Origin of the sequence: Trinickia dabaoshanensis (genome assembly GCF_002879885.1) — a bacterium.
In the GTDB taxonomy this organism is placed as follows: Bacteria; Pseudomonadota; Gammaproteobacteria; order Burkholderiales; family Burkholderiaceae; genus Trinickia; species Trinickia dabaoshanensis.
In genome coordinates this window covers 142544-157656 of sequence record NZ_PNYA01000003.1, presented here as the reverse complement: position 1 = coordinate 157656, position 15113 = coordinate 142544, and the positions used below count along the sequence as shown (strand labels likewise).

General features: G+C 66.7%; 18 protein-coding genes. 7 read left to right on the top strand and 11 right to left on the bottom strand.

The genetic code is table 11. From position 1 onward, the window contains the following. Positions 1–8 precede the first annotated feature (8 nt). The 11 genes from C0Z18_RS04405 to sctU all read right to left on the bottom strand — a co-directional run bounded on the left by C0Z18_RS04405 (position 9) and on the right by sctU (position 9417). Positions 9–464, bottom strand: a complete 456-nt coding sequence (locus C0Z18_RS04405; RefSeq protein WP_102644161.1) for a CesT family type III secretion system chaperone — start codon at positions 462–464, stop codon at positions 9–11. Positions 465–581: 117 nt separating this feature from the next. Continuing rightward, positions 582–791 carry a hypothetical protein gene (locus C0Z18_RS04400; protein ID WP_102644160.1) on the bottom strand — a complete coding sequence of 70 codons (210 nt, stop codon included), beginning with the start codon at positions 789–791 and terminating at the stop codon, positions 582–584. A gap of 169 nt (positions 792–960) precedes the next feature. Next, positions 961–1242 carry a type III secretion system protein gene (locus C0Z18_RS04395; protein ID WP_233217014.1) on the bottom strand — a complete coding sequence of 94 codons (282 nt, stop codon included), beginning with the start codon at positions 1240–1242 and terminating at the stop codon, positions 961–963. After that, positions 1239–2285, bottom strand: a complete 1047-nt coding sequence (gene hrpD5, locus C0Z18_RS04390) for an HrpD5 family protein (protein ID WP_102644159.1) — start codon at positions 2283–2285, stop codon at positions 1239–1241. The genes C0Z18_RS04395 and hrpD5 overlap by 4 nt, the downstream gene beginning before the upstream one ends. 95 nt (positions 2286–2380) lie before the next feature. After that, positions 2381–3517: a helicase gene (locus C0Z18_RS04385; RefSeq protein WP_233217013.1), complete on the bottom strand. Its 1137-nt coding sequence runs from the start codon at positions 3515–3517 to the stop codon at positions 2381–2383. Next, the gene (gene sctS, locus C0Z18_RS04380; RefSeq protein WP_102644158.1) at positions 3514–3777 is read right to left on the bottom strand and encodes a type III secretion system export apparatus subunit SctS; all 264 of its coding nucleotides are present in this window, start codon (positions 3775–3777) and stop codon (positions 3514–3516) included. The genes C0Z18_RS04385 and sctS overlap by 4 nt, the downstream gene beginning before the upstream one ends. A 10-nt stretch (positions 3778–3787) precedes the next feature. After that, complete coding sequence (sctR, locus tag C0Z18_RS04375) at positions 3788–4441, bottom strand: type III secretion system export apparatus subunit SctR (protein WP_102644157.1); 654 nt, start codon at positions 4439–4441, stop codon at positions 3788–3790. Next, positions 4428–5543 carry a type III secretion system cytoplasmic ring protein SctQ gene (gene sctQ / locus C0Z18_RS04370; protein WP_233217011.1) on the bottom strand — a complete coding sequence of 372 codons (1116 nt, stop codon included), beginning with the start codon at positions 5541–5543 and terminating at the stop codon, positions 4428–4430. The genes sctR and sctQ overlap by 14 nt, the downstream gene beginning before the upstream one ends. Positions 5544–5563: 20 nt before the next feature. Further along, positions 5564–6382: a type III secretion system protein SctP gene (gene sctP / locus C0Z18_RS04365; protein ID WP_102644155.1), complete on the bottom strand. Its 819-nt coding sequence runs from the start codon at positions 6380–6382 to the stop codon at positions 5564–5566. Positions 6383–6398: 16 nt separating this feature from the next. Beyond that, on the bottom strand, positions 6399–8354 hold the full coding sequence (locus C0Z18_RS04360; protein ID WP_102644154.1) for an FHIPEP family type III secretion protein: 1956 nt from the start codon (positions 8352–8354) through the stop codon (positions 6399–6401). Positions 8355–8358: 4 nt separating this feature from the next. After that, the gene (gene sctU / locus C0Z18_RS04355) at positions 8359–9417 is read right to left on the bottom strand and encodes a type III secretion system export apparatus subunit SctU (protein WP_102644323.1); all 1059 of its coding nucleotides are present in this window, start codon (positions 9415–9417) and stop codon (positions 8359–8361) included. A 320-nt stretch (positions 9418–9737) separates the two neighbouring features. On the opposite strand from sctU, the gene C0Z18_RS04345 reads away from it, so the two are divergent. The 7 genes from C0Z18_RS04345 to C0Z18_RS04315 are packed head-to-tail and all read left to right on the top strand — an operon-like array spanning position 9738 to position 15078. Next, on the top strand, positions 9738–10307 hold the full coding sequence (locus tag C0Z18_RS04345) for an HrpB1 family type III secretion system apparatus protein (RefSeq protein WP_102644152.1): 570 nt from the start codon (positions 9738–9740) through the stop codon (positions 10305–10307). 27 nt (positions 10308–10334) lie between these two features. After that, positions 10335–10736, top strand: a complete 402-nt coding sequence (locus C0Z18_RS04340) for a serine kinase (RefSeq protein ID WP_102644151.1) — start codon at positions 10335–10337, stop codon at positions 10734–10736. Between the two features lies 1 nt (position 10737). Then, entirely contained in the window at positions 10738–11532 is a 795-nt protein-coding gene (gene sctJ, locus C0Z18_RS04335; protein WP_102644150.1) for a type III secretion system inner membrane ring lipoprotein SctJ, read from the top strand. 25 nt (positions 11533–11557) lie between these two features. Continuing rightward, entirely contained in the window at positions 11558–12319 is a 762-nt protein-coding gene (locus C0Z18_RS04330) for a type III secretion protein HrpB4 (protein WP_102644149.1), read from the top strand. Further along, entirely contained in the window at positions 12313–13149 is an 837-nt protein-coding gene (sctL, locus tag C0Z18_RS04325) for a type III secretion system stator protein SctL (protein ID WP_102644148.1), read from the top strand. Before C0Z18_RS04330 ends, sctL begins: the two co-directional genes overlap by 7 nt. Before the next feature lie 49 nt (positions 13150–13198). After that, positions 13199–14578, top strand: coding sequence for a type III secretion system ATPase SctN (gene sctN, locus C0Z18_RS04320; RefSeq protein WP_269845270.1), 1380 nt, complete (start codon positions 13199–13201; stop codon positions 14576–14578). Positions 14579–14592: 14 nt separating this feature from the next. After that, complete coding sequence (locus C0Z18_RS04315) at positions 14593–15078, top strand: type III secretion system protein (RefSeq protein WP_102644147.1); 486 nt, start codon at positions 14593–14595, stop codon at positions 15076–15078. Positions 15079–15113: the final 35 nt, after the last annotated feature.

Genomic DNA, 15113 nt, shown 5'->3' with positions numbered 1-15113 from the left:
GCGAAAGGCTACGCGCGCAACCACATGAAGTTGCCCGAGGCGATGCCCTCGAACATTTCATCGGGCGATTCGAGAATGTTCTTCAGCCAGTAGCGGCCGTGCTCGGCGTAGTGCGAGAAAAGGTCGGCGAGGTACTCGCCCGTGATGGCGGGCCCCATCGGCAGGTGCACGAGCAGCACGACGTTGCCCGTATCGGCATCGAGACAGAGCTGTGCCTGGTCCTGCGCGTAGATGAGCAGATTGGCCTCGAGCATCAGCCGGAACACGACGAGCGACCGGCCGGGTGTCACGGCGCCGTAGTGGAAGCTGACGTAGATGGCGTCCTCGTCGGTCTCGTAATGATCGAGGTGGACGTCGAATCCTTCGATCTCCAGCGTTTGCGTTTCGACGACATATTCGGCGTCGGGCAAACCGACGACCTCGCAAACCTCGTGGATCAGTTCGACGAAACGTTCCCTGCCCATGGACGGAAATCTCTAAGCGTGAGCGGCGGCTCGATTGAAAGAAACGGGGGCACGGAACCGGGGAGCGTGGCTTCCCGCTTTCGTGCCCCTCGTCGACCGGCGTAGCGAGGGTACGGCTTACTGCCCCTTGGCCGCATCGGCGATGTTTTTCGCGCCGTTGTTGCCGACGGAGGCGAGTGCCGACGTTTCCTGCTGCTGCATGTTGATCTGCATGGAGGCCATCGTCATGGCGTTGTTCTGATTGGCCATCGCTTGCATTTGGCCGATCATGTCCGCGTTTTGCGCGCCGGCTTCCTGAACGCCTTGGCTTGAGATCGATGAAGACATTTGAATCCCCTTTTTCAAAAATTAACGAAGAAAGTACCGTCTGCTGAGTGATGCTTCGAAAAAGGACCAGGGCCGTGGCGACCGCGAGTCCGGACGGCTGGATGCCAGCCGGGGTGCTGCGACTGCGAACTGCGAAGTACGAATTCCTGCCTTGGCTCGAGCGCGGCCGTCATACCGCGTTGTGACGGGCGCTGTGGCGCTCGTGCAGCGTGAGCACGATGCGGCGCGCCGCGATCATGCCTCGGTAGAGCTTTTGCAATTCGAGGCGCTCGCGTTCGTCGGCCGCGCTTTGCGTGGCCGTGCTGATCCGGCGCGCGGTCTCGTCGAACGCCGCGGCGATGCGCGCGACGCGTTGCGCTCCGTCCGGCGCCGACAACGTGGCGTCCAGCGTATTCAAATCCTGCGCGATGGGAAGCAATGCGTCGTACATGTCCATTCCTTTCGTGGTCAATTGTTTGCCTCGTCCTTGCTGCTTGAGAACAGGTGCTTCGTACCGTCGGGCGTCTCGATGTAGCGCAACCCTCCCGTGGCTACGACCGCCGTGTACTCCACGTCGGGAACCGGCATCTGCGCTTCCTTCACGTCGACGTCGACGCGCTTGACGTTACCGTCCAGATCGGCCCGCACGCCCGCGATCAGCGTGCGGAACGTGGCCATCGATTGCACGTTGCCGCTCACGTGGAACACGCCGTGGCCCGCGTAGCGGACCGCCGCCCCCGTGCCCGCGAGCGACTGCTGAATGTTGTCGACGTCTTGCTGCGCGACGTCGTACTCGCGCCGCGCCTTGCCGCGCGCGAGGCTGTCCATGATGCGCTGCGCCTTGGAGCTGTCGTCGGCCGTGGCCACGATGCCTTGCACCGCCACGCTGTCCGATTTCACCGTCGTGCTCAAGTCGCCGAGTCCCTCCCGGTGCAGCGCCTGCTCGAGCTGCTTGGCGAGCGAATCGGGATCGAACCGCACGCTCGCGGCCTCGCTCGGTTCGGTGCCGGCCAGCATCATGCCGGCCACGGCGATGCCGCCGATGACGGCCGTGCAGGCCAGCGCGAGCGCTGCCGTGCGCCAACGCACGTTGCGCGGTGCACTGGGCTCAAGCGGCGCGTCGCTCGCCGCGGTCGATTGGCTCTCATCGCCCGGCGCCGTGGCTGGCGTCGCGGCATTCCCGGGCGTCGTATCGGGCACGGATGCGGGCTCCGCCGTCTTCCAAAGGCCGGCCAGCAGTTCGAGATCGCTCGGCCAAGCGGCACCGTCGGGACCGACGCAGAACACGACGTCGCCGAACGGCACGGCCACGAAATCGGCTACGAGCACTTCGTCGCCGTTCGCCGAACGCAGCCGCGCGACACCGTCTTCGCCGAGCACGAGTACGACTTCCTCGACGGCCCAGTCGCTGATGCAGATGTCGGCATCCTCGGCGACGCCGATCCGATAGCTGCCGCTCGTGAGCCGCACCTGCGCCCCTGCGTGGGTTCCGGTCAGTACTCGAAGGGCTTTCATGATCGTGGTTTCCGTGTATCCGCTGATCCGCTATTGCGTCGGCGGCCGGGGGATTTCCGCCGCCGCGCCGCCGTGCTTGATTCGTCGATATCAGTTTAGGTTTTCGCCCCGGGCCCCGTCTGCGCCGTGCGAACTTCGAGCGCCTTATCCGAAGCGCCGGTATTCGCGCTCGCCGCGCTCGTTGCGCTCCCGCCCGCCGCGGCCGGCGGCGTCCCGAGTGCGTCGAGGATGCGCTGCTTGATCATCGCGATGGATTGGTCGTCGTCGGAATACTCGATGCCGGCGCTTTGCCGCGCGAGCGTGTTGTCGAGCGACACGCCGATGAGGCCCGCGGTCGCGGCGGCTTTGCCCGGCGACGCGGCGTGCTGCGCGAGCGCGGCGCCGCGGTGCGCCTGCAGCCGCGCCGCGTTGCGCCGCAGCGCCATCGGCGAAGTCATACTCATCAGCAGCGGCACGGCGAGCAAAGAGCCCAGTTCGAGCTGCTTGGTCAGGCGCAGCACTTCCTTCGTGCACGCGTGCGCGAGCTGCGACGGCAAATCCGGCGCACCGAGCTTGTGTTGCGCGAGCGCTTGCATGACGGTGTCGAGCGGCTGCTTGCGCGCCGCGGCTTTGGCGCGGCCGGCCTTGCCGACCGCGAACTTGCGCGGCTTGTCGCGGCCTTCGCGCGAATCTTGGCCTTCGCGCTTTTGCTGGCCGTCGCGCGGGGCGTTTTGCTGCGGTTGCCGGCCGTCGCCGCCTTGATCTTGCTGCTGGCCGTGCTCATGGCCGCCGTGGTGCTGCCGTTGTTGCTGGTCTTGTTCGTGTTCGTGTTCTCGGTCGCGCTTTTGCTGTTGACCGTGTTTTTGCTGCTGTCCTTCCTCGTGCTTGCGCTCGTGCTCATGCTTCGGCTCGGGACCGTGCGCGAGTTCGGGCCGCTCCTGGGCGGCGCCCTCCTTGCCTCGGCCTTTCGTGGACGATCCCGGGCGGGGACGCTGGCCCAATTCGCGCATGAGTTTTTGCGCCGAGGGGGGCGGCGGCTTGCGATTGCCTTCGGCAAAGCGCTTGCCCCGGTAGAACGCGGCGGCCAGCATCTGGTTGTGCTGCATCCGCGCACGCTGCATTTTCGTGTGCTGCACCTTTAGGCGCGCGAAGCCGCGCACCTGCAAGGTCTGACCGTTGTGCTCCGCGCTCGCCTGCGCTTGCTGCGCGAGATCGGCCGAATGCGCGCGGTCGTTGCGGATGGGGGCGTTCATGACGGCACCGCGAGCGTGACGATTTCATTGGCGAAGTGCAGGATCGCGGCGGCGCCCCACGAGCCCATGACGAGCACGGTTGCGACGACGGCCACGAGCTTGACCGCATACGAAATGCTTTGATCCTGCATCGAGGTGATCGCCTGCACGAACGAGATCGCGAGGCCCGAGAGCGCCGCTACCACCACGACGGGGATCGACACGGACAGGCAGAGCAGCAGGCCCTGCGAGGTGATGCGAACGAGGGTATCGGTTTCCATGGCGTAAGGCTCAGCGATAGGTCATGACGAGGCCGTGAATCAGCGTGGACCATCCGCTCATCACGACGAACAAAAGCAGCTTGAACGGGATCGCGACGTTGGTCGGCTGAACCTGGTTCAGCCCCATGGCCATCAACACGTTGGCGATCACGAGATCGACGACGATGAAGGCGATGTAGAGCAGGAAGCCGATCTTGAACGCGTCGGCCATTTCGGTCAGCGTGAAGGCCGGAGCCAGCACGATCAGATCGTCCTCGTGTATTTTCGCGGCCATGTCTTTCGGCCAGACCACCGAGGCCGAGCGCACGAAAAAGCGCTTTTCGCGTTCGTGGGCGTGCTTTTTGAGGAACGCGCGGAACGGCTCCTTGGCCGCGTCGAAGGCGTCGAGCACGACCATCGAGGTATCGCCCCCCGAGTGGTGCATCGTCTGCATGGTCTGCATCGCTTGCATGCCGACGGGCGCCATGATGTAAGCCGAGACGAGGATCGCGATACCGTTGAGCACCATGTTCGGCGGCACCTGCTGGACGCCGAGCGCATTGCGCAACAGACCGAGCACGACGACGATCTTCGCGTACGAGGTCGCGACCATCGCGACGAACGGGATCATGCTGATCGCGATGACCGTGATCAGCAGCCCGGTGAGATCGCTAAACTGAACCATGGCCGTGCGAAACCTGAACGAGCCGCACGCCGAGATGATCGCCCACGCTCACGAGTTCGCCGAAGCCGATCGTTTGCCCGTAGGTGACGAGCCGGATGCGCGCATCGGGCACGGCGGTGGGCAGCTCGAGCACGTAGCCCGCGCGCAGCGCCGAGAGCTGAGCGACCGGCATCGACACCGTGTCGATTTCGAGCTTCAGCGGAAGGTCGAGTTGGCTGATCTCGACGGGCGTGTCGATCGAATCGGTCAGCGGTGCGCCGAACTGCGTGTCATGGCTCATGGTGGGGTCCTCGGTCAAAGTAAGAAGGTGGTGGCTCAGGTCGGCGTGGGCGCGAAGCTGCCGGGTTCCATAGCGGCCCCAGACCACTTGCATGCGGGCCGTGGCGGCCTCGCCTCGGAGCAGGGCCGCGACGACGTCCGGCACGGCGCGCAGCACCACGTCGCCGGGACGCAGCGAATCGAGCGTCGTCACGTTCATCGTTTTCTCGCCGATCTGGAGCCGGCCGGGAACGGCGATCTCGCTGACGTGCGTCGCGAACGGCGTGCATTGCCGCGTGACGAGCGCTTCGAGCGCGTCGAGCCAGCCGGCGTCGATATGGTCGATCGTGACGTCGAAGCGTGCGTCGCCCAGGCGCAGGGAGATCGCACAGCACGGCCCGGCAGGCGGCACCGTGGGGGGGCGCTCGAGCGAGGCGACTTCGACGCCTTCGAACCCTAGCGAGCGCAGCGCATTCAGTAGCGGATCGAGCAAAATGGCAGTCACGGCGTGGCGCAGCCGCGCGCCCGCGCCCTCGGCATCGTCGGAAGCGAGCACGCTCGCGAGCGCCGGATGCTGCGCGATGTCGATGCGTATCGATGCCGTCTCCATGCCCCAGCGCAAGCCGACCGAAGCGGCTCGCGCGGGCTCGATCAGCGCGCGTGTGCCGACCGACCAGCCCGACACGCCGACCGTATAAGCGAGCAGGGCGGCCAAGCGTTCGTCGACGGCGAGCCGGTGCTGGCGCGCGGTGGTCGCGGCCAGCGCCGGCAGCCGAGCCGCGTCGAGCGATACGGCGACTGCGTGGGCCTGGCCTGCCTGCGCGGCCTCGTCTGTCGGTAGCATGCGTGTGTGGTCCATGTTTTTTACGTGACGGTGATCTCGACGCTGCGCGTGCCGTCCAAGCGGCTTTGCATCAGTTGCGTAAGGCTTGCGTGAAGCGTCTGTACATGCATTGAGATTAATTGGCGCGAACTCTCCAACGCGGTCTCGAAGCGAAGCGTCAATTGGAAATGCGAAAGCGCGAGGCTCAACGTGCACTCCGGCAGCAGCGCGGAGTCGATCGGGATCGTGATTTGCCAGTTGCCGCTTTGCACGACGGCGGGATTGGCGCAGAACTCGCCCACTTCGGCCACGATCGATTCGGTCAGCCGCTGCATGGCGTCACGTTCGACGCTGCTCACCGCGTGCGCGGGCGGCGCGGCGCTCGGCGCAGGCAGTGGCACCTGCGGTATCGCGAGCATGGGCATGGCGTAGTGCATCTGTATCTGCGTCTGCATCTGCATGAGAGCCGCTGCGCCGTGGCCGTCGTCCCTCGCGTGCCCCTCGCCTTCGTCTCCGTTTCCGCTGCTTGCGTTGCCGCCGCCGCTATGGCCGCCATCGCGGCGATCGCCGTGACTGCCTTGCCCGTCGCGCGTGTCTTGCTGGGGCGGCTCGCGAAATACCGCATCGAGGCCGTATGACGGGTCGCTTTCGCTGCCGGCGAGCGGCGCTTCCGTGGAAGTGGACGCCGTCGCGCGTTCATCGTCCGGATCGGCGGCCGCGGCTCGCGCAGTGCCCTCGCGCAGGCGCCGGAACAACGCGGCTTGACGGCTCAGCTGCGCGGGCGGCGTATCGCCCGCCGTCTCTTCGTGGTGCGCGGGCGAGGCGAGGATGCGGGCGCGGTGGGATGCGAACGAATGCATGGTGTGGCGCGATCGCTTACATGGTTAGGCGGTCGACCGGCTGCAGGTCGATGTGCGCGCCCAACTCCTGATACGAGTAGACGGGCAGCCAGGGCAGGCGCGCCTCGATCATCCGCTTCAGGTAGCGGCGAATATCCATCGAGGCGATCAGCGCAAGCGGTTTGCGCGGCGTGTCGCCGACGATATGCTCGATTCGTCCCACGAGCGCCGCGATCTCGTCGGGCGGCAGCGCGAGGAAGTTGCCCGTGGGCGTTTGCTTGATCGATTGGCGGATGTGCTGCTCCACCTGCACGTCGACGAGCACGACGGGCAAGTCGCGCGGGCCGCCGGTGGCGCGGTAGGCGATGAGCCGGCCGAGCTCCATGCGGATGTACTCGGTCAACATCAGCATGTCCTTTTCCTTCGGCCCCCAGACGATGAGGCTTTCGGTGATGCTGCGGATGTTGCGGATCGGGACTTCCTCCTCCAGCAGCCGGCGCAGTACGTCGGCCATCTTCTGCAGCGGCAGCGCCTTTTGCACTTCGGCCACGAGGCCCGGATAGTCTTCGCCTAGCTGGTCGAGAATCCACTGCGCTTCCTGAATCCCGAGGAAAAGATGCGCGTTGCGCCGCAAAAGATCGATCGTGTGCCGCGCGATCACGGCTTCGGGCGTGGTCTCGCCCGCCTTGGCCCCTGCCGCCGTGGCGCCGGTCTCGGCGAGCGAGGCGCGCCCTTGGGGCACGTCGAAGATCAGCACTTCGTAGCAATGCTCGGGCAGCGTGCTGTCGGTCCACATCATGATGCCGGGGAACGGCAGGCCGACCTCGGCCTGCAGCGCGTTGCGCTGCGTGTCGAATGCGCGGTCGAGCGCGTCGGCCGCTAGGCGGGCGCTGACGTCGGCGGCGAGCCGCACGCCGAGCGGACAGGTGAACTGCGGCGGGCGCGGTAGGATCGAGGGCGCGTCGCCCTTCGCACCCGCGCGCTGCAAGGCGCCGACGGGCTTGCCGCCGCCCTTGGCCGAGCCCTTCTGTTGCTTTTGCAGGCGGTAGCCGACGAAACCGAGCGTTCCCGCCAGCAGCAGGAACAGCGGCGCCGGAAAACCGGGCACGGCGGCGAAGCCGAGCAGCAACAGCGCCGCGAAGTAGAGCGCGCGCGAGCTGCTCGTGAACTGGCGCTTGATGTCTTCGCCGAGCGACGATTCGCCGTGATCGCCGCCCTCGTCGACGCGCGTGATCATGACGCCCGCGGCGACGCAGATCAGCAGCGAGGGAATTTGCGAGACCATCGCATCGCCGATCGAGAGCACCGAGAAGCGGTTGGCGGCATCGCCGGCCGTCATGCCGTGGTAGGCGACACCCACCGCGATACCCGCCACGATGTTGATCATCGTGATCATGAGGCCCGCGATCGCATCGCCCTTGACGAACTTCATCGCGCCGTCCATGCCGCCGTGCAACTGGCTTTCGATGGCGAGCCGCGCGCGCTTCTTGCGCGCTTCCTCGGGCGTGAGGATGTTGGCGCGCAGATCGGCGTCGATACTCATCTGCTTGCCGGGCAGCGCGTCCAGCGTGAAGCGCGCGCCGACTTCGGCCACGCGCTCCGAGCCCTTGGCGATGACGATGAACTGCACGACGGAGATGATGATGAACACGACGAGGCCGACGACGAGATTGCCGCCGACCACGAGCTGACCGAAGCTCTCGATGATCTCGCCCGCATCGGCGTGCAAGAGGATCGACTTGGTCGAGGCGATGTTCAGCGAAAGCCGGAACAGCGTCGTGAATAGCAGGACCGACGGAAACGCGGAGAGCGTGGCGATGTGCCCGACGTACATCGTCACCATGAGCAGCGTGATGCTGATCGTGATGTTGATCGCGAGCAAGACGTCGATGACGGCGGGCGGCAGCGGCAGGATCATCAGCGAGACGATCGCAACGAGCAAAATGGCGATGCCGGCTTCGCCCACGCCCGGAAGTTTCATGGTCTTGAGCATCTGACTACTCCGTGATGGCGGTTCGAGGTGCGAGGCCGTCTACCCAGCGAAGAATCGCGGCGACGACCTCGAACAGTTCTTCGGGAATCGGCTGGCCCTGCGGTACTTTGTGCAGCATCCGCGCGACGGGCGGATTGGCCACGATCGGCACGCGGGCATGCATCGCCTGGCGCCGTATCCCGAGCGCTTGTTCGTCGACGCCTTTGGCGACCACGACGGGCAGCGGGAATTCATCCGGGTCGTAGCGCAGCGCCACCGCGTAGTGAACCGGGTTCACGACGACGACGTTCGCGCGCGCGACCCCGCTCTTGGGGCCTTCCTCCGACAATTCGCGTGCGAGGCGCTTGCGCTCGCCCTTGACTTCGGGGTTGCCGTCGCTTTCCTTGTGTTCGCGCTTGACCTCGTCCTTCGACATCCGGTTCTTGCGCACGAAGAGCCATTGCTGCAGCTTGTAGTCGAACGCGCCGATGACGATGAATACCGCCAGCGCGACGACCACCACGTGCATGAGCACCGACCACAGCACACCGATGAGCTGCGGCACCGATTGATCGAGCGCGCTCGCGACGACCGGCATCGCGCCCTTGATCGTCTGCCACATGACGGCGACGAGGACCGCGGCCTTGACGACCATCTTGACGAGATCGATCGCCGAGTTCATCGAAAAGATGCGCTGCAAGCCGGAGCCGGGACTCACCGACGCGAGCTTGGGCATGACCGCCTTCATCGAAATCTTCAGTCCCGTCTGCGGCGCCAGCGCGAGTAGGGCCGCCGCGAGTGCGACGACCGCGATGGCACAAACGAGAGTCAGCGCGTGCATGCCGATATGGGTTAGCGCGACCGACAAGTCCTCCAGCGAGCGTTCCCCATGCGTGAAGTCGATCGCTTCCTTGACGCCCGCGCGGATCGTATCGGCGAGATATCGCTCGCCCGCCGTCAGCACGAGCACGATCGAGGCGAGCGAAGCCACTTCCACGAGATCGGAGCTTTTCGCGACCTGGCCTTCCTCGCGGACTTTCTCGAGCTTCTTATCGGTCGGCTCTTCGGTTTTTTCGTCGCTCATGACGCGCGTCCTTCCGTGTTCGTCGGCGGGCGCCATCGGATGAGGCGCCCCGACGCAACGTTAGCGGTCCGTGCGAAGCGCGGGCGCGGCGATGCGAAGCGACGGCGGCTCGCGCGAAGCGACGCCGGTTCCCGCGGCGGGCGGCCGGCGCGACTCGTGTCTTTCTCGATGAAGTTCAGGCGCGCAGCTTCGCAATTCGTTTTGAGACTTCGTGCCTCGGCGGTGGCGCGAGCGCGCGGATGCGTAACTTAGCGTCAACGGAAGGCCCCGCCCCAACCATCGCGGGCCATCGGTCGAATCTGATTTCCTTGGGGGAAAGGATGGACGTTCTGAAGGATCTGCCGCAGTGCCCGTCAGGAGTTGTCGGTGCGATCGTCGACCTCGTCGGGGTCGCATTCGGCGGCGCCGGCACGCCCGCGCAGGTCGATATCGACGATATCGAGCATCTCGTTCAAGCGCTTCATCTGCTGCGCCCGGAATCGAGCGAGTTCGTGTTCTTCGACGGCTGGCTGCTGATGCTGCGCGGCGAATGGAGCGAGGCCGAATGGGTTTTTCGCGGGCTCGTCGAGCGCGCGATCTGCCTGCCGGCCAGTAAGGGGATGTTGCTGCAGTGCTTGAAAGCCAAGCAAGAGTTCGGCTGGCAGGAAGAAGCGCGCAAGCTCCTCGAGGAAGGCGGGAACGAGGATGTCGAACGGCTCGCGAAGGTGTTGCTCGCGAGCGATGAGTTGAAGCAGGCGGTAGCGACCGCGAAGCGAACCGGGCGTTTCGTTGCGCCGGATTCCGCTCTCGCATTCGAACAGGACGCGCAAGTCGAGGACAGTGGCGCTGTCGCGACGCCGTCGCAAACATCGAGCGACATGCTCCTGGCGATGAAATACATGCGCATCTGAGCCGTCGCGTTCACGAGGAGAAAGACCATGAGCATCATGACTGCATCGCAGCATCTCCAGTACGAGCTTGCAAAGGTCACCGGTACTTCGCCGGCCGCGCCGGACACCGACGCCGTCTCGCAGCATCTCGTCGACAAGTTCCAGGCCATGATGGCTCACGCCGATCATCAGGCGCAGCAGGTCGCGCCGGCCGAGCACGCCGATCTGGTGACGAAGGCCGTGGAGGAGCAAGCCGGCTACTACCGGCAGGTGCCCAACGACGTGCTCTACATGACCCAGCACATGAGCGCACTGTCGATGGAACGGCTCGCCGCCGCGGATATGACGATCCAGCTCGAGATCGCGAGCCTGAACGCCGACCTGCAGGTAAAGATGGCCACGGTGCAGTCGTCCAAGGATGCCGTGCAAACGCTCATGAAGAATCAGTGATATGAAATCGAACCTCGCGCTTTCAAAGGCCAAGCCCTGGCGTCTCGTCGCGGCGATGGCGATCGTGCTCTCGCTTGCCGCCTGCAAGCAGGAACTGTACGGCCAGCTCAGCGAAACGGATTGCAACGAGATGGTCGCCGCGCTGCTGCAGTACGGCGTCGATGCGCAAAAGAGCACGCCCGACGGGGGCAAGACCTGGACCGTCAGCGTCGACGACAAGCAGATCGTGCACGCGATGGAGGTGCTGCGCGCGCGCGGCATTCCGAGCAAGAAGTACGACGATCTCGGCGCGCTGTTCAAGAAGGACGGCCTCGTCTCGACGCCGACCGAGGAACGCGTGCGCTTCATCTACGGTTTGTCGCAGGAACTCGACGACACGCTTTCGAAAATCGACGGCGTCGTGGTGGCGCGCGTGCAGATCGTATTGCCGAACAACGATCCGCTCGCGCAGTCGGTCAAGCCTTCGTCGGCCTCGGTCTTCATCAAGTACCGGCCCGATGCCGACGTCGAACGCCTGACGCCGGCGATCAAGAATCTCGTCGTGCACAGCATCGAGGGACTCACCTATGAGCAGGTGAGCGTGACGAGCGTGCCGGCCGATGCACTCGATTTGCAGGCCAAGCGCCCGCAGCGCGACGGCACGCTCCTCTATGCGGGCGGAGCGCTCGGCGTGCTGCTGTTGTTGATCGCGGCCGGCTTCGCGCTGCTGCGCGGCAACGTCGAGAAGCTCAAGCGCGGTCCGCTCGCGGCGCTGTTCGGCGATCGCGCGGCGCGCCCGCCCAAAGCGCCGGCGTGATCGGCCATCCGCGAGCGAGCCGGCGATGAGCGCCTCCGAAGCAACCGATGAGCTCAGCGAGCGCGTGGATGGCGACGTGTGCGCCGGTGCGGCCGTCGGGGCGCTTGGGGGCGACACGCCCGAGGCTTGGGCGGCGCGGCTGACGGCGCACCACCATCGCCGCCGCACGTTGTTCGAATGGATGCATCCGCAGCGTCTGGCCGACGTGCCGTGCGTGAATCGCTTGCCGACGTGCGGGGCGGCCCGGAAGGCTCAACTCGCCGATGCTTTTCTCGACGCCCTCGGCATGCCGGCGCCGCCGCTCGATGCGTTCCGCGCGCCGGGCGCCGCCCTGGCCTTGCTGCCTGCGCCCGAATGCTTGAGCGTGTTTCGGCTGCGCGCGCTCGCGGAGCATACGGAGCAGTTGCGTGCCTGGATCGATCGGCCGCGGCGCACCTTGCTGGCCGAGTGGATCGGCGCGCGCGGCGTGAGCCTGCTGTTGGGGCGCGGCCGCGGCCTCGCGGGCGACGCGCGGCAGCTCGCGACGCGCTCGCGGCACGCGGCACCCGGGAGGGCGGCGGGGCTCGACGCGGCCGACGGCGACACGCTCGCCTGGCTCGGCTTTCGCCTGTTCGAGCGCGAATGCCGCTGGGCGGTCGACGGCCCGCTCGCGCTGATGCAGCTTGCGCTTGCGCCCGGCATGGACACTGCCGCGCCGCTGTCCGAGCGAGCTCGGGAGGAGGGGCCGAATGCGAGCCTTTCGATCGTTTCGCAACTGCCCGACTTGTTTCCGGAGTGGTCATGGTGATCTGGTTACGCAACCCTCAAGCCGAAGGCACGGGCCTTGGCGTGGGCATCGGAGACGGCGTGCTGCGCCGCGAAGGCTTGGCCACGATCGTTGAGCTCGATCACGGTTATGCCGAAATGCAACGCCAATGCGAGGCGGCGCTGGCCGCGGCGCGCGCCGGCGCCGACGCCCTGCTCGAGCAGGCGCGCGCGCAGGCCGGCGCACTCGTCGCGCGAGCCGAGGACGATTACGCGAATGCCGAGCGGCGCGGCTACGAAGCGGGTTTGCAGCGTGGCCTGGCCGATTGGCACGCGCGCGCGGCGCAGGTGCACGCCGACGCCAGCACGCTCGAGCGCAAAGCGCGTGACCGGCTGGCCGAACTCGTGGCGCTGGCGGTCGAACAAATCGTCGCCTCTGCCGATCCGAAGGCCCTATTCGCGCGCGCGGCGGCAACGGTCGAGCAGATCGTCGCCGACGGCAGCCCGGTGCATCTGCGCGTGCATCCCGCCGATGCCGCGGCTGCGGGCGAGGCCTTCCGAGCAATCGCCTCGTCCTGGCGCGAAGCGGGGCGCGCGGTGCGGCTGCAAGTGACCGCCGATGCGACGCTGGCGCCGGGCGCGTGCCTCGCGGAGACCGATCTGGGCACGCTCGACGCGAGCCTATCGCTGCACCTCGCCGCGATGCGCGATGCGCTGGCGCGCGCGGTGCGTAGCCTGGCGGAGACCGACTCGGCCGATGCCGTGGGCCGTGAAAACGGCGAGGGCGGCGAGCAGGAAGAGGGCGGCACGACCGAAAACGGGCAAGCCGAAGCCATTGCCGACACCGCCGAATTGGACGCCGTGCCGACCTGAGCATGGGCGAGCTGCCGTACCACAGAGCCTTGAAAGGATAACGAACGCCATGATCGACAGCGCAGACGATCCGATAGCGGACGACACGCTTGCGGCGCCGCGAGCCCCGCGCCGCTTCGCCGAGTTGATGGATGCGATGGAGCGCGAGTTGCGCGGGCGTACGCCGCCCACGGCGAGCGGCAAGGTGCAGGAGGTGATCGGCACGCTCGTGCGCGTGTCGGGCCTGGATGCGACGCTCGGCGAGCTCTGCGAATTGCGCTCTCCCGCCGGCGAGCTGCTGCAGCGCGCGGAAGTCGTCGGCTTCTCGCGCGACGTCGCATTGCTCTCTCCGTTCGGCCGGCTCGGCAGCGTCTCGCGGGCGACGCGCGTCGTCGGGCTCAAACGGCCGCTTTCGCTGCGCATCGGCATGGGCTTGCTCGGCCGAGTGATCGACAGCCTCGGCGAGCCGATCGACGGCAAGGGCGAACTGCAGTGCGACGAGTGGCAGCCGGTCATCGCGGATCCGCCCGACCCGATGTCGCGGCCCGTCGTCGATACGCCGATGCCCACCGGCGTGCGCGTCGTCGACGGGATGATGACGCTCGCCGAAGGCCAGCGTATGGGGATCTTCGCACCGGCCGGCGTCGGCAAGAGCACGTTGATGGGCATGTTCGCGCGCGGCGCGCGCTGCGACGTCAACGTGATTGCGTTGATCGGTGAGCGCGGCCGCGAGGTGCGGGAATTTTGCGAGCACATCCTTGGGCCCGAGGGGATGGCGCGCTCTGTCGTCGTCTGCGCGACGTCGGATCGCTCCTCGATCGAGCGTGCGAAAGCGGCCTACGCCGCCACGGCCGTCGCCGAATATTTTCGCGATCGCGGCATGCGCGTGCTGCTGATGATGGATTCGCTGACGCGTTTCGCACGCGCCCAGCGCGAAATCGGTCTCGCGATGGGCGAGCCGCCCACGCGGCGCGGCTTCCCGCCGTCGATCTTCGCGGAATTGCCGCGGCTGCTCGAGCGCGCCGGCCGCTCCGAGCGCGGCTCGATCACGGCGCTTTACACGGTGCTGGCCGAAGACGAGTCGGGCGGCGATCCGATCGCCGAAGAGGTACGGGGGATTTTGGACGGTCACATGATCTTGTCGCGCGAGATCGCCGCGCAGAACCGCTACCCCGCGATCGACGTCCTCGGCAGCCTCTCGCGCGTGATGACGCAGGTCGTCTCGCGCGAGCACGTGGCGGCGGCGGGTCACGTCCGCCGCTTGATGGCCAAGCACAAGGAGGTCGAACTCTTGCTGCAGGTGGGCGAATACCAGAGCGGCACCGACCCGCTCGCGGACGAGGCGATCGCGAAGATCGAGGCGATCCGAGCGTTCCTCGGTCAGCCGACCGAGCTGCTCGTCGATCCCGGTGAAACGCTCGGCATGTTGGGCGAGCTCGTTCAGTCGTAGCGCGGAGAACGACGATGAAAGACCGCCGTGTGGCCGCGTTCGAGCGGGTGCTTTCGCGCCGTCGCCAGTTCGATCGCAAGCTCAATGCGACGCTTGGGCTGCTGCGCGGTGAATCGCAGGCGCTCGCGGGCGCATTCCAGGAGCGCACAAGCGCCGTGGATGCGCACGCGGCCGAGCTCGCGCACCACGACGGCAAGATCGGGTCGTTGCTCGGCGGGGCCTCGTTCCGCGCCGACGAGTACCTGAAGCTGTGCGAGTTTCGCGCGCATTCGGCCGAGCAGCATGCGGCGCTCGAGGCGCAGGCCGCGCAAGCGGCGCAGGCATTGGCCGCGAAAGAGGCGCAGATCGCCGATGCGCGCACGCAGATATTGCGCAATCGCGCGCGGATCGACGTGTACGACAAGCGGCGCGACGCGCTCGTCAAAGCGATCGAGCTGGCGATCGAGGATGCGCAGGACGAGGAAACGTCGGAGATGCGCCGGCCGCCGCCGGCGCGTTGACGGGGACGGCGCCTGGGCGTGGCGAACGCCCGGCC